Below are 21,356 nucleotides of genomic sequence, written 5' to 3' on the forward strand. Positions count from 1 at the left end.
ATGAAAAGCTCGTTTCAACGTGACCTCCTGGTCGGGTTCGGTGATGGTAGCGGTGGGGTATTCGATGCAGTCTGATGCGCAGCTTTCCCTTTCAAAGGACACGATCCGTGTCCTCTTAGTCGAGGGAGTCCACCAGAGCGCTGTCGAGCTCTTCGAGAGGCAGGGTTATCATGCCGTCGAACAACGTAAGAGTGCGCTTGATGGCGCGGAGCTTAGGGCGGCTCTGCGAGGCGTCCACCTGCTCGGGATCCGTTCCCGGACACAGATCACGGCGGAAGTCCTGAAAAGTGCCGACAAGCTGATCGCTGTCGGGTGTTTTTGCATAGGAACGAACCAAGTGGCGCTCGACGCGGCTACCCGATGCGGTATCCCTGTATTCAACGCTCCCTACAGCAACACGCGAAGCGTAGCCGAGCTGGTCATGGGTGAGATCGTGATGCTTATGAGGGGCATATTCCCCCGTTCGGTGGCCGCGCATGCCGGCGGCTGGCAGAAATTGGCAGCGAATTCGTGGGAGGTGCGCGGTAAGACACTCGGCATCGTCGGCTATGGGTCAATTGGTTCGCAGCTTTCGGTTCTTGCCGAAGCGTTCGGCATGCAGGTCCTCTACTATGATGTTGCGCCAAAGCTTGGTCACGGTAAGGCGTCCGAGATGCCGAGCCTGACGTCGCTGCTGGAAAACAGCGATGTTGTTAGTCTGCATGTCCCTCAGACAGTGGAAACGAGGGGGATGATCGGCAATTCTGAAATTTCCGCCATGAAGCCGGGGGCCTTCTTGATCAACAACGCGCGTGGGGACATCGTCGATCTCCAAGCGCTCGCCGCCGCCGTCAAAGACGGACGCTTGTCCGGCGCTGCGATCGACGTGTTCCCGCACGAGCCTTCGAGTAACCTTGACCCGTTTGTCACGCCTCTCCAGGGTTGCGACAACGTCATACTGACACCTCATATCGGCGCCTCCACAATCGAAGCGCAGGAACGCATTGGTGTCGAGGTTGCCTGCAAGCTGATCGATTACAGCGATGTCGGCACAACGCTTGGAGCACTGAACTTCCCTCAACTCCGGCTGCGAACGAGCTCACGCGGGACCCGTTTCATGCACGTACACACTAATGCGCCCGGTATTCTGCGCAAGATCAACGATGTGATTGCGGCGAGTGGTGCCAACATAACGGCTCAGTTCCTGCAGACTTATGGAGAAATTGGCTACGTCGTCATCGAAGCCGAGACTGACCAGGAAGAAGACATCATGCTACTCCGGCGGATTAGAGCTCTGCCTGGGACTATCCGCGCGAGGCTGCTGTATGCTGCCTGTTCGTGACAAACAGTCTGGTGGTAGCGATTCTTTCGAGAGGATCTGTGAGGATCGCGCAGTAGTCTGGCACTAGATAATACATGAGCCCGGGAACGTTCAGGTGAAGGTCACAACGTGAAGAGCGACGTGAACACCTTGGCGAAGCGGGAGCAGTGGAGACGATCTGTTCGTGACGACGGCAGGTACAAAGGAAATGGCAAAGTTCGCTACGCTCATGGGAGAGCCGCGCGACGGCACTAACGCTCTTGAAGCTTCGCATACATCGGACCCGGCTATTAATGCCGCCGTAGTCCCGCTTGAGACGGTTGTTCAAGTAGGCGCTGGTCGATGTACCGGCATTCGCTTTCGTGCTGTCGGCGAGAGGTGGAGAGACTGGCCGGCGCTCGTAGGATTGACGCGCGAGTATCTAGTACCGGTGCGCATGGATGCGAAGAGCCGTAGGCTCCCGCCGGCTGCGATCAGCACCTTCTGCTTGTGGCTTGTCATTGGTTATTGGAACATGAGGACGGAAGCTTCAAGGCCGTGTTCATATGCGGTCGCTAACCTGCTTTGTTCCGACCTGGCGTAATATAGCCAGGAACCGCTCCTGCAGCTCTGTCGGATGCCAATCCAGCCGGGTGATGGCGCCGATCGCGCGCGGCGTATCTGGGATGCAAGACAGGATCTGGATAAGCAAACCCGCTTCGATTTCAGCACTGACCTGAGTGCGCGATAGTAATGTCATAAAGTCGCTTTGCACGAGAACACCTCTTATTAAAGAGACCGAGCCGCACTGAATTGGAGCGTCGGGACGAGGAACGCCGGCCCGGTCGAAGATCTGCTGCCATCGCTCCAGCAGTCCGGAAGCTCTTCGCGCCACAATCCATGGATAGCAGGCGAGATCTGCAAAGCTGGCCTCTTTTTTAGCCAGAGGATGTTCCGCGCGGCCAATGATAGTAAGCTGGTCGATGAACAGCGTCTCTTGCCGAATGTCAGAATCTGGCTGAGCGCGCAGTGCGCCGATGATAATGTCGATGCGACCGCTCCGAAGCAACCCGACTAGTTCCAGATATGAACCGTCGACGACGTCCACGCGCGCCTCCGGACGTTCGCGCAGCAAGGTGGCTAGCGTCGCCGGAAGCAGAAGTGATCGCGACAGGGCCATGGCGCCCACCGTGATGCGGCCTCCGCGCGCCGAGCATTCGTCGAGGGCCGCGTTTAGTTCTGATAGGCAGATCGAGAACGCGCGAGCGAAGGTATGCCCCGCTCGGCTGAGGCCGATCCCTCTGCCACGGCGCACCACGAGCGGGGCGCCAGCCAGCGCCTCGAGATCGCGAACCGCGCGGTGCACCGCCGGCGCCGACACCCCCGCCGCCCGAGCCGCCGCCACGAAGCTGCCCTGCTCCGCCACGGTTAGAAGCCCTCGCAGGTGAGCGCTGGTAAGGAATCGGACTGGCTCTGCCTGCCGCAGGCCGTTGCTGGAAAACCGGAACGCCTGTGCCAGACTGGCGAGCGACCGGTCGACACGGTCGAGCACCTTGGCGCCGTCCTGTGTCAGCGAGATACCGTCCGCGTGACGCTGAAACAATTCGGTTCCGAACGCTCCCTCTAGTTTCAGGAGGGCCTGGCTAAGCGCGGGCTGAGTCACTCCGACCAGCTTCGCTGCCTGGCTGATGCTCCCAGCCTGAGCCAGCGCAGGCAGCATGCGCAGATGACGTAGGTTCAGGCTGTAGGCGTCGGTCATCTGATAGAGTTAACTCAAGCTTATGGCATTCCGATATTCGAATTAACGCCGCAGCGCGACAGGTTCGTATGAGAAATGCTCGGGACGAGGTTCCCGGGGGAAACAGCAATGCCGGCGCATTCGCTTGCCATTTCAGACGACGTCGTAGTTGCGCTGCCACCGACACCTCACCGTGGTCTGCAAGACTGGATCGATGAGGTAGCGGCGCGGGCCCAACCCGACCGGGTGGTCTGGTGCGACGGCACCGATGCCGAATGGGACCTGCTCTCGGAGCAGATGATTGAGACAGGCACGCTGGTCCGGCTGAACCCGCGGTTGCGGCGGAACTCGTTCTACGCGCGCTCCTCGGCGTCCGATGTGGCGCGCGTGGAGAGCCGAACCTTCATCTGCTCGGAGCACGAGGCGGATGCCGGACCCACCAACAACTGGGTCGACCCGAAGGACATGCGGCGGCAGTTTGCGGAACTCTTCGAGGGCTGCATGCGCGGGCGCACGATGTACGTGGTGCCGTTTTGCATGGGACCGATGGGTTCCAAGCAGAGCGTCATCGGCGTCGAAATCACCGACAGCCCCTATGTCGTCCTTTCCATGCGTATTATGACCCGGATCGGCACGCCGGTGCTAGAGATCCTGGGCGGGGATGGCTTTTTCGTTCGCTGCGTCCACTCCGTGGGCATGCCGCTCGCCCTCGGCGAGGCAGATGTGGCCTGGCCATGCAACGACGAGAAATGGATTGCCCACTTTCCGGAGACCCGTGAAATCTGGTCCTACGGATCCGGCTACGGCGGCAACGCGCTGTTGGGAAAGAAATGCTTAGCGCTGCGGATCGCGAGCGTAATGGCGCGCGACGAGGGCTGGCTCGCCGAGCACATGTTGATCATCAAGATCACCAACCCTGAGGGCCGTTCGCACTTCATTGCCGCCGCGTTTCCGAGCGCATGTGGGAAGACTAACCTCGCCATGATCCAGCCCACGCTTCCCGGCTGGCAGGTCGAGACGGTGGGAGACGACATCGCCTGGATGCGGTTCGGGACCGACGGGCGCCTCTACGCCGTCAACCCAGAGGCGGGCTTCTTCGGCGTGGCGCCCGGCACCGGCCCGGCGACGAACCGCAACGCCATCCAGACGCTGACGGAAAACTGCATCTTCACCAACACGGCGCTGACCGCAGAGGGCGATGTCTGGTGGGAGGGCCTGACGGATCAGCCACCATCCGGATTGACGGATTGGACCGGCGTAGCCTGGGATTCCGGCAGCGGCAAGCCCGCCGCGCATCCGAACGCCAGGTTCACCGTTCCCGCAGCCCAGTGCCCGTCCATCGCGTCCGAGTGGGACGCTCCCCAAGGTGTGCCGATTTCCGCATTGCTGTTCGGAGGCCGGCGCGCCACCGCGGTTCCTCTCGCTATCGAGGCCTTCGACTGGGACCACGGTGTCTATCTTGCCGCCAACATGGCGTCCGAGGGAACCGCGGCCGCGGAAGGCGAGGTGGGCAAGCTGCGCCGTGACCCTTTCGCAATGCTTCCCTTCTGCGGCTACAATCTTTCTGACTACCTCGCGCACTGGTGCAGAATCGGCGCGGCCGCCGAAAACGACAGCCGAATCCTCCCGAAGATTTTCCTTGTCAACTGGTTCCGAAAGGACACGAATGGGCGCTTCCTTTGGCCGGGTTACGAGGAGAACGCTCGCGTTCTCCGTTGGGTGATCGAGCGGGTCGAGAGCGGAGGTGAGGCCATCGAGACGGCTATCGGCCGCCTTCCGACACCTGACGCGATCGGAATGTCCGACCTCAATCTATTGCCGGGTGTGGCCGAAGCTTTGCTATCGGTCGACAACGAGGTCTGGATCGACGAGGCACGACGGAACCGCGCCTACCTAAATGATTTTGGCGATCGTGTCCCGGCTTTAGATCACCAGCAGGACCTGCTCGAGCAACGACTTCATTTGGCGTGAGCAAGAAAAGTGAACCGTTCCTTATTAGCCCGTGACATCCTAGTCGCAAAAGGACTCCGAGTGATGCGTATAGGCACTAAAACGACCGATTGCGGAAGGTGTCAGTATCCTGCACAAAAGCGATCGGGGCGGTTCTCAAGCGGGGTGTGACCGTCCTCGACGTTGCGGAAGTCGCGGCGCTGCTCGCGGCACTGGACCGTTCGACGTGGATCGGCCAGCAAGACACGCTTCTCCGGATTGAGTGGCACCCACCGTTCGCTACGGCAGAAGACAATCACACAGCCGGATATACAACGGGAGCTGGATCGTCATGTTCAATGCGCCTGTTGTTCACCATGGAAGAGATTACAATGACTTCGTTCGGCAAAGGAATCAGTGGTGAAACCGGTAGCGACACGCCGCCGAACACCCCTATCTCATCTACTGGCCGCCGTACGCTTCTGCTAACGGGTGGTCTTGCGGCGCTTGCTGCAGCGCTGCCAGCGAACGCGCAGGGTCTTGGACCATTTCCCGAGCCGCCGGCCACGCGGATGGCTGGACCAATCAAGCCAGGTCGCGGGTCTAATCTTTCGGGACGCGTAGCTGTCGTCACGGGCGCTGCCCGGGGCATTGGACGCGCCATCGCCGTCGAGTATGCGGCCAATGGAGCTGATGTTGTGGCGCTTGATATAATCGGGCCGATCAGCACGTCCGCCGACGCACCTCCTGCAACGCGCGCAGAGTTGGATGAAACCGTCAGCCAAATTCGCGCCTATGGGCGGACTGGCACTGCAATCCAGGCAGACATTCGCAACATCGCGCAGATGCGTAAAATCGCGGATGATGTTGAGCGGCAGCACGGGAAGATCGACATCCTGGTGGCGAACGCCGCGATCCAGGCATGGCAGCCGTTACTGCACATGGCCGATAGTGACTGGGACGACACGATCGAGAACAACCTGAACGGAACTGCGCGTACGATCCGCGCCCTCGCGCCGAAGATGGTGGACAAGAAATACGGCCGGATCATCGTTGTCTCGTCCATGCAGGGCCGGCAGGGAACCAAAGGCGCCGCTGCTTATTCCGCTTCAAAATGGGCCCTGATCGGACTTGCAAAGTCAGCCGCGCTAGAGTTCGGTGAGTTCGGCATCACGGTCAACGTCCTCATACCCGGGCTTGTCGCAACGCCCCTCACACTCAATACACCGCGACTCCAGGCGGTGATGCTACAGACAACGCATCAGGCAGTTGCCCAGCCGTCGGCCGAGGCGGCATTCCGAGCGCGGGCAAAGGGTGAAGCGCTGCAAGTCGGTTGGCTGCAGGTCACCGATATATCGCCTATGGCCGTGTTCCTGGCGTCCGATGCCGCCGCAATGATCACCGGCGGCGAGTTTGAGGTGACCGGCGGCGACTCGGCGTTAAGTGTTTAAGCAATATATAGTCTAAAGAATCTGACACTTGAATTTCGCGATGCTATGATGCGGCTCGGGTTCAGTTAGGTATTAATCGGTTCTCTAGAGCATCATCCCGAAACTCAACGTGCCCGAGCTCCTCGGCGGTGATGGTGGCGACCAGGTTATACAATGGCGGGAGCTTCGCCTGGCTGCGGAAACTGAAGCGCTGGGACATATAGTTGCCGATAGTCGACATCTCGCTTTAACTGAAGCCGAGCAGTGCCTGCGGCGCGGCCGCTGCTTTGGGATGCCTGCGCTTTGAAGCGGATATCTAAATTGCGGCTTGTCGATACATAGAAACATCGCGTGACCTCCGGTTGCTCGCGGCCCACGGCGTGGTTTTCCTGGGGTTTCCGGCGAAGCGATCACGATTCACACCTGGCCGGTAAGCGCAGGTTGAAGAAGCTCAGGCCGGTATCACCGAGTGCTTAGTTTTAGACAATGCCTTCATCACCTGGTCGCTGAGCTTCAGGTGACCCTGCACCAGCTTCGTCGGCGTCAGCGCCATCCACTGGTTCAACGACACGTCCTCGAACCGCAGCGCCTTGAACATCTCGAGAAAACGCAGCGGGGTGCTGCCGGTGTTTTCTATGTAATGCCCCATCGCGAAGGGGACGTAGCCGACATCGCCGGCGCGGTAGTCGAAGGTGCGGGCATCGCCCGACGCGCCGAATACGCCCATGCGCGCCTGGCCGGAGATGTAGTACTGCCACTCGTCAGTGTTTGGGTGCCAGTGCAGCTCCCGCATGCCACCCGGCTCGACCTCGACGATGGCGGCAGCAAGAGTCTTTGCCGCCTTGAAGTTGCTGGAATCAACGATTCGGACGCTGCCTGACCTAAATGTCAACGGCGTCACTGTCGACGGCCGGAAGCTGAAGCTTTCGGGCACCGTGCCGTTGCCGATGATGCGGTCGGAGGCGATCGGTCCCGGCACCGGCAGCGGGAACATGTAGCGCTCCTCGGGGTCCGGGGTATGGCCGAAATTGTTCGCGGGCACGCTGAAATTCTTAGCCAGCACGTCCGGCGGCACATGCTTGAACCAGTCGCTGATCAGGAACGTACTGTCTTCGTTGAAGCTGCCGTCATCGAACACCAGCAGAAACTCGCAGCCCTGGTCCAGGGCCTGGATCGAGTGCGGGACCCCGGACGGGAAATACCAGAGGTCGCCCTCGTTCACGTCGTCGATGAAGTTGCGGCCGTTCTGGTCGACTGCGGTGATGCGTGCAGCGCCGGCTAGCATGATTGACCACTCACCCTGCTTGTGCCAGTGCATCTCGCGCACGCCGCCAGGCACCAGGCGCATGTCGACGCCAGCGATGCTCTTGGAGATCCCGAGTTCCCGCTCGGTGACCTGCCTAGTCCAGCCGCCATCGGTCTCGCGAACATGCGAGTCGGAAAAAGAGAACTTCAGGTTGGGCAGGGTGCCGTGGTCGGTGCGTGGCGGGTTGACGAGATCCGGTTCCTCGCCGTCGCGGGCCGGATCGTGTGGTCCCGGATCGTCGCCGATCGGGCTGACGCGGGCAGGCTGCCCGGCGGCGGCGGCCAGTGCGTTGGCAGCTGTGCCGACCGAAAGCGCAGCCAGGCCGCCGGCAGCACCCGCGCCGGCCGTGAGGATGCGTCTGCGCGAAAAGGAATTCATGAGACCTGCTCCAAGCTGTGGCAGGCCTTAGATGGGGCTGCAACTGCGCAACAATAAGGCAAACGGTCCGTTCGGTCACTGCTAGAAACTTCATGGCGAAACGACTGCACGGTCTTGTGCTCTTGCGCACAAAAGCCGACGCCTCTCCGTTGCCGCGCGAGCCTGACATCCGGATCGAGATGGTTTTAAGCTACACAGAGAACGGCAAAGTGTGAGCTATGCTGGAGACGCTCAAAGGGATCCCGTTTGGCGCGTGGTTGAAGCGGTTCAGTGATCATCCAGGTCAGCTGCCACAGATTCCGGCTGATTCCGCTAACTGTTCCGATTTGATGCCGCCATGCAGAGGTGGGACTTTTTCTGGCGTAGTGTCCCGGCTCGTGGTGGAAACGTTGGATCAGGCGGCAGGCATGTTCTACGTCGGTTTAAATATTTCGGTCGCGCGCACCTCAACGTGCATCATGGATTCAGCGAGCTAGGTGATTCTCGAGCGTTCAGTCAACAGCACGCCAGAAACGATTGCCGCGACCATCAGGGCATCCGGAAAGGATGTGGACTGGGTCGGGCTCGAAGTCGGCATGAACTCCGCCTGGATTGCCCGAGGGCTTGGCGGGGGCAAATTGCGGGTCATCGTGATCGATGCCGCCCACGCTGCCGCGGCGCTTAAGACCGGGTTTCGCAACAAGACTGACAAGAATGATGCCCGCGGGATTGCTGACATGATTGGGGGTCGACAAGTTCCGCGCCGTTTCGCTGACGTCGGTGGCCGCGCAGCGCGATCGTGCCCTGCTGACAGTGCGCGAGCAGCTCCGCCGGCAGTCGCTCGACGCGCGCAACATCATCTGGTCCATCCTGCAAGTGGAAGGACTGAAGCCGCCGAAGCTGACCAGGCCGGCTTTCCTGGATCTGGTGACGCAGTCACTGAACGACGATGCTCTGGCGCCGCTGTTGTGGCCGCTCGTCACCATTGTCGAAGACATCAACAGTTAGGTTAACGGACTGGACAGGGAAAATACCGCGCGAGCAAAGGCGAGCACAGCCTCCAAATGGCTGATGACAGTGCCTGGCGTTGGCCCGCTCGTTGCCCTCACCTACGCAGCTGGTGTAGACGGCTCAGCGACTCCCGAACCGTCGGTGCTCACTTCGAGCTGACACCGCGACGGTTTTAAACAGGTGAGATGGACTGGTCCGGCGGGATCGGCCGGCCGGCGATGCTGGGGTGAGGCGTGCGCTGTATCAGGCAGCCAACGTGCTCATCCATCATAGCCGTGGTTGGTGCGCGCTGAAGTCCGGGGCCGTACGGCTGGCAAAGCGCCTCGGCCTTGGCAAGGCCAAGGTCGTCCTGGCGCGTAAGCTGGCCGTGGCGATGCACAAGATGTGGACAACGGGCGAGGACTACCGGCTGACAGCCGCAGCCTAGCCGCCCATAGCGGATCGGTCGCACGCTCGACGCGGCCGAAGAGGGTCCCTCCGGAGACGGGGTTGAAGAGAGTGTGTTTTACTTGTTTGGGGGCCGCAGCGCTCTTTACGGAATCCAGATACCGCGAAAAAGTAATCACCTCCACCAAATCGTCAGGTCATTTGTCCGGGTTGAGTTCGGAAGTGGCCGTTTCGATCTCGATCAGGGACAGGCTCTCAGGGTATAAGGATGCAAACGGGACTTCCTGTTATAATTTCTGATCCAGGAACGCGCGTCGGTCTTTCGGCTGGAGAAAGATCGAACGCGCAGATGTTATCGGACAGCTCGTTGGCGACGAGCAGCTGATCCGACCCTACCCCGAAACTCGCAAAGCGCGGGCCGTGGCCGCCACAGGATGTCCACGACGGTGCGTGCAGCGTTTCTTGCTCCGCAATGAAGTGGGCGCAGTAGATGCTGTCATGACCGCGGTTGGTCACCAGCACCATGCCGCCGTCGGCCGTTACCAGGACTTCGGCCGCCGTGTTGCCCGACGATGCGTCGGCAGGGATCGTCCGATACACGCCACGCAAATCCAGCGTGCCCGCTTGCGCATCATAGCCGTAGACACCGACCTCCGAAGACAGCTCGTAGGCCACAAAAGCGTAGGGCCTTGTCGGGTGGAAGACGACGTGACGCGGCCCGCTGCCCGGCTTGGTTGCGAACCGACCGCAGATCTCGAGCCGAGCGTCGTTGGGATCAAAGCGAAGCACGAAGATCTGGTCTGTTCCCTTGTCCGGCACCACGACAAAACGGTTCGCCGGATCCCACGCGACCTGATGCGGATGCGATGAGAGCTGTTGCACACGATCCGGTCCCGGGTGCCCCGGCAGTATCAGGATGGCGGAAGGGTCGGCCAGTGATCCGTCGATGTTACGCGGCAAGGCTGAGACCGAGCCGCTGGCGTAGTTCGCGATCAGCATGAAGCGGTTGGTGGGATCCGGCGCCAAATGCACCGGATTGGCGCCACCCGTACTGGTTGTGCCCAGCACAACCAGCCGCCCGTCAGGCCCGCGCCTCAGCGAGGTGACGTCGGTCATGTCGCCGTGCACTGCGTAGAGGAAGTCGCCTTGTCGGTCGACCGCCAAGAACGACGGGTTCACCATGCCCTCCACGAGTTGAACCTGCGTCCACCGTCCGTCGGCGTGCACATCGAATACGGAGAGGCCGCGGCCTTTCGCTCCGCGCTCGCGGCTCGTCCGGCAACCGACATAGGCGACAGCAAGTGTTCTACTCTTGGACATGGGCATCCTCTTTAGCGGCGGGGCAGCGCGCACGGCGCTGAAGCCTAGGACCGGAGCCAAGGCGAGCAGTCCGCGCCGTCTCAGCATGTGGCAGGCCTTCCGCAGGTGACAACCGCACTAGACTCTCGAGCATGGCGTCGTGAAAGACAGACTGAGGATGTCGCGTGTTCCGCACGGAGACATATACGGGAAACATGAGCGATCACTTGCATTCTCGCGTTCTAGGCGGCGGCGCAGCATCTGTATTGGATATATGTGACGCAACGATAGCGCCGTGCGACAGCAGTAGTGCGCTCGCCGCACCAAAGATTTGCAATGTGCCTGCCGCTAAAAAAGCCGCCGTGTAGCCGCCTGTCGTCGAGACCACGTATCCAGTGACGATCGGCGCCGTCAGACCGAACAGGTTCCCCACCAGCACGACGAAGCCCATACACACGCCGACATCCGACGGCGACGCGACAATATCATTCAGCAGGGCAAAATTCAGCGACGTGGTCGATGCGATCCCGGATAGTGACAAAGCGGCAAGCAGGATAGCCATTGTCGTCGTATGGGCAAACGGGATGGCCGCGACTGTGGCGACAATGCAGGCCATCGCTGCCACTGCGAGCCGACGTCCGCCTCCCGCCACCCGTCCACGCAGCAGCCGGTCGCTCGCATGGCCTGCGACGATGCAGGCCGCGGCCGCGACTGCATAGGGAACGGCGGCCCAAAACCCCACATTCGCGGTCGGGACCTTGAGCACATGGCGCAGGTAACTTGGCAGCCAGGTGAGGAAGAGGTATTGCGCATAGACATTGCAGCCCTGGGTCACGGCCACGCCCCAAAGTCCGGGGCCTGCGCGCAGCAGGCGCAGCAGACCACTCGCCTTTGGATATCCGGTGGCGTGGCCTGGTTGCTTGGTATCCCGGGTTGCCAGGATATGCTGGCACTCTCCCTCTCCAAGCCAGCGAGCACGTTCTGGCTGCTCGAACATGCGCAACCAGAACAGCAGCCAGATCAGACCGAGCACTCCCGATAGAAAGAACAGAGACCGCCAACCGAAGGCCGCGATCAGCGGCCCAGCAATCAGCGCGCACAAAGCGGGTCCCACATAGGAACCGGAGTTGAAGAGCGCGGTGACAATCCCGCGTTCCGCGGCTGGAAACCAGGACCGGACGACGCGGGCGCCAGATGGGTTGCTGACCGCTTCCGCCCCACCCATGACGAGACGGGTCAGGAGCAACGACCCATAGCCCGGGACCAGACCGCCCGCCACCGTAGCCGCCGACCAGACGGCAAGCCCCAGTCCGGCAATCCGCTTGGGACCGAACCGGTCCACCATCACGCCCATCGGCACCACAAGTGCGGAGTAGGACCAGAGGAAAGACGAGAACAGGAAGCCAAGTGCGACAGGCGTCAATCGAAAGTCATGGGCGATGCCTGTAGCCGCGAACGAGATTGTGGCGCGGTCGACATAGCTCAGCAGCGACATGCCCAAGAGCAGGAACGCAATCCGGTATCGCCTCGAGTCCAACGTTCCCCCAATCGACGCGCATTGGCGCCTGATGGTCCGCCGCTTGGACAGACGGTCCTGCAGCGAACCTTGCAACCTCATGAGAGACACATACGACGCTTGTCATTGTATTGTAAGTGGTCTAGATACAAATATCATGTATCTAATGCAAAAGGGGTGCATCCTGTGAGGGCTCGGATGACAAGGCCAACTCAATGGTCGAGCAGGTTTCGTCACGTAGCGCGAGATCGCACTTGGACAAGCTCGACTAACCATAAGGGTCTGGGTGTTCTCAGCCGCTGTCGCTTGAGGCAGACGTATCCTGTGTCGTGTTGCGGGATCCCGACGCCTACCCAAAGGGGAACTACGAGGCATCTCGCAAGATCGCCTGTGGCTTGTGCGCACGGCAGCGCTGCTTCCCGCCCCTATCTACGATCCCTTTGCCAAAGCAGGGCAGACGCACCAAAGCAGCGGCGCCGGCCGGCCAGCATCTCAACCGTGTCTCGAGGGAAGCAAACATCCCTCGCAAGGCTGAACACTTCTCTCGGAAGAGCCAATTAATGACCACCATTCTGCTTGACCATATCCATTTCCGCAGCCGTCATCCGGAAGCGGTCGCCGACTTCCTGTCGCGGCACTTTGATGTCGAGATCGTCGAGCGGATGGAGGTGCGCGGCTTACCACGTGTCGTGCTGCGGATTGGCGACGTCGCGATCTTCGTTGAAGGAGCCACGGACGACATGCCGCGCGTGCCTGGTATGCCGTTCCGAGGCATCGAGCATGTCTGCGTGCGGGTCTCTGACATCGCCGCTCACGCGGCACGTCTGGAGCAGGCTGGAGTGACGCTGCTCTCACCAGTCTCCCAAATCCGGCCCGGCGTGCAAATCGCCTTTGTCGAAGCGCCAGACGGGATCCTGATCGAGATGATCGAACGGTTGACGGCCTGAAAGGCGGACGCATGAGCGGGCTCCGGACTGATCACGAAACCCTGCAAACATTCACCGCCGCTGTTTTGTGTGCCGTCGGTCTCAGCGAACCAGACGCCGCTCTGTGCGCGGACACGCTGGTGCAAGCCGAGCTTTGGGGACACGCCTCGCATGGCGTGCTGCGTTTGCCCTGGTATGTTGCGCGGATCGCATCCGGCGCATGCAATCCCACTGCAAAGCCGCGCGTATTGCAGGATATGGGCGCGCTGGCGCTGGTCGACGCCGACAACGCTATGGGCCAAGTCGCGACCACCTTTGCGATGGACGAAGCGGTGCGGCGCGCCGGGACGTACGGCATTGCCGCCGTCTCGGTACGTAACTCCAACCACTTCGGCACGGCAATGTACTACACGTCGGGAGCGGCTCGTCGCGGCATGTTGGCTTTCCTTTCCACCAATGCCAGCCCAGCGATGGCCCCGTGGGGTGGGCGGGAACGGGCGGTCGGCACCAATCCCTGGTCGTGGGCCGCGCCTGCGGGCGAGTTGCCGCCTCTGGTGCTCGACATCGCCAACACCAGCGTTGCACGTGGCAAGGTGTACCTTGCGCACCAGAGGGGCGAACTTATTCCGCTGACCTGGGCACTCGATGGCTCAGGCCGGCCGACGGACGATCCCCAGGCGGCGATCGAAGGGCTGATCCAGCCCATGGCGGGCCACAAGGGCTACGCGATCGCGCTGATGATGGACGTCATCTCCGGCGTGCTGAGTGGTAGCGCATTTGGTGCTGGAGTAGTCGGGCCCTACCACCCGGAAGGCCGCAGCGGCGCCGGCCATTTCGCCTTCGTTCTCGACATCAAGCGACTAATGCCGCTCGGCGAATTTACGGGCCGGGTGCGCGAGCTCGTCGAGAGCCTTAAGCGTAATCCGGTTGCCGAAGGCTCGGAAGGGATCCTGTACCCGGGCGAGCTGGAGGCGGCCAACGACGCCAGCTCTCGAAACTCCGGCATCCTGCTGCCGCCCGACACAGTACGCGATCTGCTGGCGCTGGCCCGGGCCTACGACGTTACCCCCGCCTTCTTGCCTGCCGCCGGGCCTTTGAACCCGATCCCGAAAGGAGCAACGGCATGACCATCATCACGATCAATCCCGCGACGGGCGACCAACTTGAAGCCTACGAGGCGCATACGCCCGCAGCGGTGGAAGCGCGTCTGGCGGCAGCAGCGTCGGCGCAGCGCGGATGGAGAGCCGAACCACCCGCGCTGCGGGGGGCCCTGCTGGCACGCCTTGCCGGCGTATTGCGCGAGCGGACGCCGCACCATGCGCGGCTGATCACGCTTGAGATGGGCAAGCCGCTCACGGAGGCGGCGGCCGAAATCGAGAAGTGCGCCGTTACCTGCGACTATTACGCCCGCAACGCTGAACGCTTCCTGGCGCCCGAGCTGGTCGAGACCTCGGCAAAGGAAAGCATGGTCGTCTTCGAGCCGCTCGGTACCGTACTCGGGATCATGCCTTGGAACTACCCGTTCTGGCAGACCATCCGCTTCCTGGCTCCCGCATTGCTCGGTGGCAACGCCGCTATCCTCAAGCACGCCAACAACGTGCCCGGCTGTGCGCTCGCCCTTGAAGCAGCGCTGCGCGAGGCCGGATTACCCGAAGGCCTGTTCGCGGCCCTGCTGATCGACACCGGCGAGGTGAAGGCGGTGGTGGAAGATGCACGGATCTCAGCGGTCAGCCTTACGGGCTCGACCGAGGTCGGTGCCATCGTCGCTTCGCAAGCTGGCAGCAGGCTCAAGCCGCAGGTGCTGGAGCTCGGCGGATCCGATCCGTTCATCGTGCTTGCCGACGCGGACCTCGAACTCGCAGTCGCGACCGCGGTGAAGGCACGCTACTCGAACAACGGCCAGAGCTGCATCTCCGCCAAGCGCTTTCTCGTCGCCGAGAAGATCGCGGACGAGTTCGTCGAAGCCTTCACCGTTTCCGTGCGTGCGCTCACGGTCGGCAACCCACTCGACCCAACTACGAAGCTCGGGCCGCTGGCACGCGAGAGCCTGCGCACAAACCTGCATCGTCAAGTCGAAGCGACGCGAAGCGCCGGAGCCCGGCTGGTCTGCGGTGGCGAGCCGCTCGAGGGCCCCGGATGGTTCTACCCCCCGACCGTACTTGATCGCGTGACGCCCGGCATGGCGGCCTTCGACGAGGAGACCTTTGGGCCCGCCGCTGCCATCACGGTAGTTGCGGATGCCGACGAAGCGGTTGAGCTCGCGAACGCAAGTCCGTTCGGCCTCGGCGCTTCGCTATGGACGCGCGATCTGGATCGGGCCCGCGGGCTGCTCCCCCACATTCAGGCTGGTGCGGTGTTCGTCAACGCCCTGGTGGCCTCCGACCCGCGAATCCCGTTCGGGGGCATCAAGCAGTCCGGCTACGGCCGTGAACTGGGTGTTCTCGGGCTGCGGAGCTTCGTGAACCAGAAAACCGTGTGGATCGACGCGTGATGCCGACCGAACAGGAGTCAATGCTATGACCAAAGGCGTCATTCTACACCCGAACGACTTACCGGCCCACAAGCGCGGCAACGGCAACAAGACGATCCCGCTAGCCGGACCGAGGATCGGAGCCGGCTTTCTCAACGGCATCACCGTTATCGCGCCGGGTTCGGCAATCCCGCTGCACACGCACAACTGTGAGGAAAGCGTCGTGGTGCTGGAAGGGGACGCTTTGGCCGAGATCGACGGCGAGCAGCACAAGCTTGTACGGCACGACGCGAGCTGGATCCCCGCCGATCTGCCGCATCGGTTCATCAATGCGAGCCAGACGGAGCCGCTCACCATCCTCTGGACCTACGCTCGGCCCGACGCGACCCGCACGCTCGTCGAAACCGGCGAAACCCGGCCTGTATCCGCCGAACACCGGCGCTGATCTGCTCTGGCGTCATGGACGACGCGTCAACCCGAGAAAAGACTCCGGATGAAAAAATGATGTCATCACACGATCATAAGATAGCAGACGATCCACAACCTAGTAGAGATGAAGTATGTCGCGCGACGATAGACTTGCCGAAGCGGCCTGACCGGCGTGGCATGCTGCTGGGAACATTGGCTGGCATCGGAGCGCTCGGTATCGGCAGCGCGCGCGCGGTTGAAGTGCACGCGCCGACCGAACAGCAGGCAGCAGCCAGCACAGCCGCCACCGAGACTGACAGCCAGCCCGCTGGGCGACCAGATCTCGAGGCCATCCTTACCGGGAAGGTTGCGGTCGTAACGGGTGCTGCGCGAGGCATCGGACGCTCGATCGCGGTCGAGTTCGCAGCCAATGGCGCCGACTTCGTTGGCCTCGACATATGCAGACCGGCCAGCGCCCACACGCTCTACCCGCACTCGACGCGTGCTGATCTTGATGAAACGGAACGGCTTGTCGCATCGCGTGGAAGACGCTTCACGCCGATCGTCACCGACATCCGCGACATTGCGGCTTTACGTGCGGCGGCGAAGAGCGTGTCCGACAAGATCGGACGGATCAACATCGTGGTCGCCGATGCCGGCATCCAACCGTTCCAGCCGCTGCTTGAGATGACGGACGCGCAATGGCACGAGCCCATCGATGTGAACCTTAACAGCACAGCTAACACGATCAGAGCTTTCGGGCCTGCGCTGATGGCTGCCGGTGGCGGCCGTATCATCGTGGTTGCCTCCATGCAAGGCCGTTACGGCACGAAGAATGGCTCCTCCTATTCTGCGTCGAAGTGGGGAGTCCTCGGCCTGATGAAATCGGCGGCGCTTGAGTTGGGAGAACACAAGATCACGGTCAACGCTATCGTCCCGGGACTGATCGACACCCTGATGACGCGCAATGAGACGCGCTGGAAGCTTGCAATGGCGGCCGCCGATGGTCGCGTCGTCAACGAACCAACGGAGGCGCAGGCTGCTGCCGTCCTCAAGCCGTACTCGCCGCCAGAGCTCCATTGGCTGAACCCTGACCAGATTGCGCCTGCAGCCGTGTTTCTTGCCTCCGACGGTGCTGCCATTGTGACGGGCGGCAACTCCGCTCAAAATACCGCCTGAATAGAAGCCGGCCTCCCGCTACTCGTAGGTTCAAGTGTTCCCTTGCTGGCAGGTCCTCTAGTTCACAGCCAACCGGTCCGGTGAATGCATCTCCCAACAGCTGTTCGGCGGAAACACGTCAATATTTGACATTATTAAATAAACGGCCGGGCTCTTAATTAGGAGCTCCAACCGCACTTTAACTCTCTCAATGAAAATAGGTGGAGCATGAGGTCCAAGATCGTCGCATCGGGCGCCTGTTTTGCGCTCTTTTTGTCAACAACTATTTCGCGTGGCGCCGAAGGCGGCTTCTACTCCGGACCGATCGGCGGATCGGATATTAGATCCGCTTTTTTAAGCGACCCCGGTTCGCTGTCAATCAACCTAAGCGGCTCACCACAATGGAGTGACCTTTATACTGGTCCAAATGGCGGACCCAATCCAGCCGCGCGATCCGTAGCCTTTTCGGTGCAGGCGCTGGTCGGTGGCCTAAGCTACGTCTATCCGTGGACATTCGCTGGAGGCAAGTTTGGATCGAAGATTCAAGATCAGTACGTCTTTGCATGCTTCCGTAAGAACTCCGCGCGGCAATGCGATAGTGGCTTCACGGATCCTTACACGGATATCCTCATTTACAGTGTTCACCTTGGCCTCTTTGGCGCCCGCCCGCCCGCGCCGGGGAGCGGCCACCTTGCGCTGCCTTATGGTTTGACCATGGCTCCCGCCTTCAGCATGTCGCTTCCTCTAGGTCGATACAACGTACGAGAGCTGCTTAATCAAGGCCATAACGTTGCAATCTTCGTGCCAAACATCAGCTTTACCTATACAACTGGCGCAAACCTCTCTATCGGTGACGCAACGGAGATCAGCACGCGACTTTATTACGAGGTGAGCGCCGACAATCCGAAGACTGGCTATCGTAATGGTGATACGCTGGTCGATGACTTCGCATTGACAGAACGCGTACATCACTGGCAATTTGGTATCAACGGCACAGTCGCTCAGGCGACCAACAACGACACCCTTCATGGTGTCTCGCGTCCCGTCGACGGGAACCGACTGTTTGATTTCTTAATCGGTCCAGTGGTTCAGTACGATGTACCTGCTTGGCATTCCAGCTTCGGCATTAAGGCACTCTACGATGCCGCGAGCCACGACCGTCTCGAGCACAACCTCGTTGTAGCGCGTGCGACCATCAGCCTGTTCTAATCAGAGGCGGTGCAGCCCGGCCATGGCGGCGGACCTGTCCAAGACGCTTTGGAGCAAGGAGGACGTGGTGGCACTGACCGATGCCAAGGCCGAGCCGGCGAAGAAGCGGAGTGCGTATAAGCCTCGTGCGCAGAAGGCGGCGTAAATATGGCTGCTTTGGACGAGACTGAGATTGTGCCAGGCCTAGTGGTAGAGCTTGACCCAGAAATATTGAGCCAGTGTCCGGGCGTGTTGACAAACGCTAGACAGACAGTAGGCGGCACGCGTATCGCAAACCGTCCGGGTCCTTTTATTGTTCTTACAAGCGAAGTTCGGGGCTGGCTGTGTGCTCCAACGTTTTCCAATGGATACCCCGGATTCGAACTCAACTCAAAACTACAAGGCGGCTCGTTAGTCAGGTGGCGGAAACAAGTTAGCTACTTTAACAAGTTTCAGTTCTGGATCGTTCCAGCGAAGTGCCTTATAGCCGCGTCGGGAAGGCACCGCTGTTCGTACGCAGGCGAAAATCCTGACGAGCTTGCTCGGATTGCTGGTTATCAGAACGAAAGTGACGTGAGCTTTAGCCCTACTTTAAACTGAGACACTACCCTCGACTTTGGCCATTTTTGGCCTGGCTGGTGATGAATCGAACGTGATGAGGTCAAGGATTCACCACTGAATCTGCGGCTGCGAGTCTAACCCCGGATATTGGATCGGGGTTGAGATGGCGGATAACTGGTTGTTTGAAGCGGCGCACGTGAAGCCGGCCGATTGGATGGCGCCGTTCGCTGACATGTTCACCGCCCCGACCTGGCAGCGTGTGCTGGTGCTGCTGATCGGTGCCGTGCTCAGCCCAGGACGCCGTACCGTGGCTGCGGCGCTTCGGGTCACTGGCCTGGACCAGGATCCGCATTTCACCAACTATCACCGCGTGCTTAATCGCTGCCGTTGGTCGAGCCGCCGGGTAGCGCGATGCCTGTTCTGCCTGTTGGTCACCACCTTTGTCCCGAGTGGGCCGGTCATCATCGGCCTGGACGACACGCTGGAACGACGTTGGGGCGCCAAGATCGCGGCACGCGGGATCTACCGCGATCCAACTCGGTCCTCGCACGGCCATTTCGTCAAGGCGAGCGGCCTGCGTTGGCTCTCGGTCATGGTGCTACCGGAGATTGCCTTTGCGGGGCGGGTCTGGGGATTACCATTTCTGACCGCTTTGGCGCCCTCCGAGCGATATGCGATGCAACGCCAGCGGCGGCACAAGAAGCGTAACCATCCGCTGAGCACCGCGGCATCATGTCTGATCAGGCAGCGTGGCCGATCGCGGCGGTATTTGATTTAAGCCAGTGCCATGGCAGCAGATCATCGAGGCGTTGCACCGGATGTTCCGCGATGCGGGCCAGCACGTCAGCCAGCCAAGCCTGCGGGTCAACGTCGTTCATCTTGGCCGTGACGATCAAGCTGTACATGATTGCGGCACGCTGCCCGCCGCGATCCGAACCACAGAACAGCCAGGATTTTCGCCCAAGTGCGATGCCTCTCAGGGCGCGTTCGGCCGCGTTGTTGCTGAGGCAGATCCGTCCATCATCCGCAAACCGGGTAAACGCCGTCCAGCGTTTCAGCATGTAGTCGATGGCTTTGGCGATGTCGTTGCCACGCGCGAGCTTAGCCCGCTGCTGACCCAACCAGTCCTGCAGGTCCATCACCAGGGGAAGTGACGAGGCCTGCCGGATCGCCCGGCGCTCCTCGGCACTGTGGCCGTTGATGTCGCGTTCGATGTCGAACAGGGCGTCGATGCGTTGCACGGCTTCCAGGCAGATTGGCGACAGAACCGCTGGGGCCTTGCCGTGCGCCGCACGGCGCGCGCTGCCCGCAAGGTCGGCCAGCACGAAAAACTTCCGGCGCGCATGCGCCCAGCAGGCAGCTTCCACGATCGGCCCGGGTTTGCGTCCCGGTTCATAGAGCTTGCCATAGCCGCCATAAGCATCTGCCTGCAGGATGCCGGTGTAGGCTGCCAGATGGCCTTGCGGGTGTTCGCCGCCGCGATCGCGCGAGTAGTGGAACACAGCACCCGGCGGAGCGAGACCACCGAACGGCCGATCGTCGCGCACGTAGACCCACAGACGGGCGATGTCGGTCTTGCCGCGGGCCAGCACCGGCACCGTGGTGTCATCGCCATGCAGCCGTTCTGCCGCCATGACATGAGCAGCCAAGCGCCCAAACAGCGGCATCAGCACGGTTGTGCAGGCACCGACCTGGTCGGCCAGCGTCGACAGGCTGACCTCCACACCCTCGCGGGCATAGCGTTCTGCCTGACGGTTGAGCGGCTGATGCTGGCCGAACTTCTCGAACAGAATCATGGCCAGCAGGTTCGGTCCGGCCCAGCCGCGGGGCGTCACGTGGAATGGCGCCGGGGGCTGACTGATGCGCTCGCAATCGCGGCAGGAGAATTTCTCACGCACATGCTGGATGACTTTCCAGCTGCGCGGGACGACCTCCAGGGTCTCCGTGACGTCCTCCCCCAGCCTGGACAGGCGTGTGCCGCCGCAGCAGGCGCAGGCCGACGGACCTGCGATGACGACGCGCTCGCGAGGGAGGTGTTCGGGAAACGGGCGCCGGGCCGGGCGCTTGCGGGTAAAGCCGGTGACGGCTGTAGTCTTGGCCGCGGCGGCCTCGGCAGCCAGCTCGTCCTCGGTGGCCGATGCTTCCAGCTCTTCCAGCTGCAGTTCCATCTGCTCCAGCAGGCGGGCGGTGCGCTCCGAGCGTGGTCCGAAGCGGTCACGGTTCAGTTTCTCAATCTGCAGCTTGAGGTGGGCGATCAACGCCTGGTCGCTGGATTGCTGGGCTTGGGCCTCGGCTATGACCCGGGCGACGTCGGCACGTGCTGCCAGGAGCGCTGCCTTGAGCAGCTCGACCTCATCCGGCGGTGCGGCAAACTCGGCGTCCATGCCGAAGAT

19 protein-coding genes and 1 pseudogene are annotated in these 21,356 nt (G+C 61.4%); 13 read left to right on the forward strand and 7 right to left on the reverse strand.

The features are described from left to right. Window positions 1-64: 64 nt before the first annotated feature. Window positions 65-1,321: a phosphoglycerate dehydrogenase gene (serA, locus tag HN018_RS22985; RefSeq protein WP_171836240.1), complete on the forward strand. Its 1,257-nt coding sequence runs from the start codon at window positions 65-67 to the stop codon at window positions 1,319-1,321. Between the two features lie 520 nt (window positions 1,322-1,841). Here the strand turns inward: serA and HN018_RS22990 are convergent. Beyond that, the gene (locus HN018_RS22990) at window positions 1,842-3,038 is read right to left on the reverse strand and encodes a LysR family transcriptional regulator (protein WP_171836241.1); all 1,197 of its coding nucleotides are present in this window, start codon (window positions 3,036-3,038) and stop codon (window positions 1,842-1,844) included. A gap of 108 nt (window positions 3,039-3,146) precedes the next feature. Here HN018_RS22990 and HN018_RS22995 point away from each other — a divergent pair, with 108 nt between their 5' ends. After that, entirely contained in the window at window positions 3,147-4,988 is a 1,842-nt protein-coding gene (locus HN018_RS22995; protein WP_171836242.1) for a phosphoenolpyruvate carboxykinase (GTP), read from the forward strand. A 350-nt stretch (window positions 4,989-5,338) separates the two neighbouring features. Next, window positions 5,339-6,397: an SDR family NAD(P)-dependent oxidoreductase gene (locus HN018_RS23000; RefSeq protein WP_171836256.1), complete on the forward strand. Its 1,059-nt coding sequence runs from the start codon at window positions 5,339-5,341 to the stop codon at window positions 6,395-6,397. Window positions 6,398-6,500: 103 nt separating this feature from the next. On the opposite strand, the pseudogene HN018_RS29260 reads toward HN018_RS23000, so the two are convergent. From HN018_RS29260 to HN018_RS23015, 3 genes and pseudogenes are all read right to left on the reverse strand, one after another. After that, window positions 6,501-6,724 (reverse strand): annotated as a pseudogene (locus tag HN018_RS29260) (manganese catalase family protein); the annotation flags it as partial. Between the two features lie 103 nt (window positions 6,725-6,827). Next, on the reverse strand, window positions 6,828-8,060 hold the full coding sequence (locus HN018_RS23010) for an oxalate decarboxylase family bicupin (RefSeq protein ID WP_171836243.1): 1,233 nt from the start codon (window positions 8,058-8,060) through the stop codon (window positions 6,828-6,830). Window positions 8,061-8,551: 491 nt separating this feature from the next. Further along, the gene (locus HN018_RS23015; protein ID WP_171836244.1) at window positions 8,552-8,794 is read right to left on the reverse strand and encodes a hypothetical protein; all 243 of its coding nucleotides are present in this window, start codon (window positions 8,792-8,794) and stop codon (window positions 8,552-8,554) included. On the opposite strand from HN018_RS23015, the gene HN018_RS23020 reads away from it, so the two are divergent. Continuing rightward, complete coding sequence (locus HN018_RS23020) at window positions 8,781-9,047, forward strand: hypothetical protein (RefSeq protein WP_171836245.1); 267 nt, start codon at window positions 8,781-8,783, stop codon at window positions 9,045-9,047. The two genes, HN018_RS23015 and HN018_RS23020, sit on opposite strands and share 14 nt — an antisense overlap. Before the next feature lie 229 nt (window positions 9,048-9,276). Further along, on the forward strand, window positions 9,277-9,477 hold the full coding sequence (locus HN018_RS23025) for a hypothetical protein (protein ID WP_171836246.1): 201 nt from the start codon (window positions 9,277-9,279) through the stop codon (window positions 9,475-9,477). Window positions 9,478-9,692: 215 nt separating this feature from the next. Here the strand turns inward: HN018_RS23025 and HN018_RS23030 are convergent, their stop codons facing one another. Both HN018_RS23030 and HN018_RS23035 read right to left on the reverse strand, forming a co-directional pair. Then, the gene (locus HN018_RS23030) at window positions 9,693-10,757 is read right to left on the reverse strand and encodes a lactonase family protein (protein WP_171836247.1); all 1,065 of its coding nucleotides are present in this window, start codon (window positions 10,755-10,757) and stop codon (window positions 9,693-9,695) included. Window positions 10,758-10,959: 202 nt separating this feature from the next. Further along, the gene (locus HN018_RS23035) at window positions 10,960-12,231 is read right to left on the reverse strand and encodes an MFS transporter (protein ID WP_239479372.1); all 1,272 of its coding nucleotides are present in this window, start codon (window positions 12,229-12,231) and stop codon (window positions 10,960-10,962) included. 581 nt (window positions 12,232-12,812) lie between these two features. Here HN018_RS23035 and HN018_RS23040 point away from each other — a divergent pair. The 8 genes from HN018_RS23040 to HN018_RS23070 all read left to right on the forward strand — a co-directional run bounded on the left by HN018_RS23040 (window position 12,813) and on the right by HN018_RS23070 (window position 19,741). Further along, window positions 12,813-13,199: a VOC family protein gene (locus tag HN018_RS23040; protein WP_171836249.1), complete on the forward strand. Its 387-nt coding sequence runs from the start codon at window positions 12,813-12,815 to the stop codon at window positions 13,197-13,199. A gap of 11 nt (window positions 13,200-13,210) precedes the next feature. Continuing rightward, complete coding sequence (locus tag HN018_RS23045) at window positions 13,211-14,305, forward strand: Ldh family oxidoreductase (protein WP_171836250.1); 1,095 nt, start codon at window positions 13,211-13,213, stop codon at window positions 14,303-14,305. Continuing rightward, the gene (locus HN018_RS23050; protein ID WP_171836251.1) at window positions 14,302-15,669 is read left to right on the forward strand and encodes an NAD-dependent succinate-semialdehyde dehydrogenase; all 1,368 of its coding nucleotides are present in this window, start codon (window positions 14,302-14,304) and stop codon (window positions 15,667-15,669) included. The genes HN018_RS23045 and HN018_RS23050 overlap by 4 nt, the downstream gene beginning before the upstream one ends. A gap of 25 nt (window positions 15,670-15,694) precedes the next feature. Continuing rightward, the gene (locus HN018_RS23055) at window positions 15,695-16,093 is read left to right on the forward strand and encodes a cupin domain-containing protein (RefSeq protein ID WP_171836252.1); all 399 of its coding nucleotides are present in this window, start codon (window positions 15,695-15,697) and stop codon (window positions 16,091-16,093) included. Between the two features lie 161 nt (window positions 16,094-16,254). Further along, window positions 16,255-17,235, forward strand: coding sequence for an SDR family NAD(P)-dependent oxidoreductase (locus tag HN018_RS23060; RefSeq protein ID WP_171836253.1), 981 nt, complete (start codon window positions 16,255-16,257; stop codon window positions 17,233-17,235). A 207-nt stretch (window positions 17,236-17,442) separates the two neighbouring features. Beyond that, a complete protein-coding gene (locus HN018_RS23065) occupies window positions 17,443-18,423 on the forward strand; it encodes a SphA family protein (protein ID WP_171836254.1) in 981 nt (326 codons plus the stop codon). A gap of 22 nt (window positions 18,424-18,445) precedes the next feature. After that, window positions 18,446-18,568, forward strand: coding sequence for a hypothetical protein (locus HN018_RS29175; RefSeq protein WP_275434422.1), 123 nt, complete (start codon window positions 18,446-18,448; stop codon window positions 18,566-18,568). A gap of 558 nt (window positions 18,569-19,126) precedes the next feature. After that, window positions 19,127-19,741 carry a transposase gene (locus HN018_RS23070; protein WP_172443547.1) on the forward strand — a complete coding sequence of 205 codons (615 nt, stop codon included), beginning with the start codon at window positions 19,127-19,129 and terminating at the stop codon, window positions 19,739-19,741. Here the strand turns inward: HN018_RS23070 and tnpC are convergent. After that, window positions 19,704-21,347 (reverse strand): IS66 family transposase, encoded by a 1,644-nt coding sequence (gene tnpC / locus HN018_RS23075; RefSeq protein WP_171837086.1) that lies wholly within the window; start codon window positions 21,345-21,347, stop codon window positions 19,704-19,706. The two genes, HN018_RS23070 and tnpC, sit on opposite strands and share 38 nt — an antisense overlap. Window positions 21,348-21,356 lie beyond the last annotated feature (9 nt).

The organism is Lichenicola cladoniae (assembly GCF_013201075.1).
Taxonomy (GTDB): domain Bacteria; phylum Pseudomonadota; class Alphaproteobacteria; order Acetobacterales; family Acetobacteraceae; genus Lichenicola; species Lichenicola cladoniae.

Excerpts from the sequence above, each read along its gene's own strand:
- serA (WP_171836240.1), top strand. The coding sequence starts at position 65 with ATGCAGTCTGATGCGCAGCTTTCCCTTTCAAAGGACACGATCCGTGTC.
- HN018_RS22990 (WP_171836241.1), bottom strand. The coding sequence starts at position 3,038 with ATGACCGACGCCTACAGCCTGAACCTACGTCATCTGCGCATGCTGCCT.
- HN018_RS22995 (WP_171836242.1), top strand. The coding sequence starts at position 3,147 with ATGCCGGCGCATTCGCTTGCCATTTCAGACGACGTCGTAGTTGCGCTG.
- HN018_RS23000 (WP_171836256.1), top strand. The coding sequence starts at position 5,339 with ATGACTTCGTTCGGCAAAGGAATCAGTGGTGAAACCGGTAGCGACACG.
- HN018_RS23010 (WP_171836243.1), bottom strand. The coding sequence starts at position 8,060 with ATGAATTCCTTTTCGCGCAGACGCATCCTCACGGCCGGCGCGGGTGCT.
- HN018_RS23030 (WP_171836247.1), bottom strand. The coding sequence starts at position 10,757 with ATGTCCAAGAGTAGAACACTTGCTGTCGCCTATGTCGGTTGCCGGACG.
- HN018_RS23035 (WP_239479372.1), bottom strand. The coding sequence starts at position 12,231 with ATGTCGCTGCTGAGCTATGTCGACCGCGCCACAATCTCGTTCGCGGCT.
- HN018_RS23040 (WP_171836249.1), top strand. The coding sequence starts at position 12,813 with ATGACCACCATTCTGCTTGACCATATCCATTTCCGCAGCCGTCATCCG.
- HN018_RS23045 (WP_171836250.1), top strand. The coding sequence starts at position 13,211 with ATGAGCGGGCTCCGGACTGATCACGAAACCCTGCAAACATTCACCGCC.
- HN018_RS23050 (WP_171836251.1), top strand. The coding sequence starts at position 14,302 with ATGACCATCATCACGATCAATCCCGCGACGGGCGACCAACTTGAAGCC.
- HN018_RS23055 (WP_171836252.1), top strand. The coding sequence starts at position 15,695 with ATGACCAAAGGCGTCATTCTACACCCGAACGACTTACCGGCCCACAAG.
- HN018_RS23060 (WP_171836253.1), top strand. The coding sequence starts at position 16,255 with ATGCTGCTGGGAACATTGGCTGGCATCGGAGCGCTCGGTATCGGCAGC.
- HN018_RS23065 (WP_171836254.1), top strand. The coding sequence starts at position 17,443 with ATGAGGTCCAAGATCGTCGCATCGGGCGCCTGTTTTGCGCTCTTTTTG.
- HN018_RS29175 (WP_275434422.1), top strand. The coding sequence starts at position 18,446 with ATGGCGGCGGACCTGTCCAAGACGCTTTGGAGCAAGGAGGACGTGGTG.
- HN018_RS23070 (WP_172443547.1), top strand. The coding sequence starts at position 19,127 with ATGGCGGATAACTGGTTGTTTGAAGCGGCGCACGTGAAGCCGGCCGAT.
- tnpC (WP_171837086.1), bottom strand. The coding sequence starts at position 21,347 with ATGGACGCCGAGTTTGCCGCACCGCCGGATGAGGTCGAGCTGCTCAAG.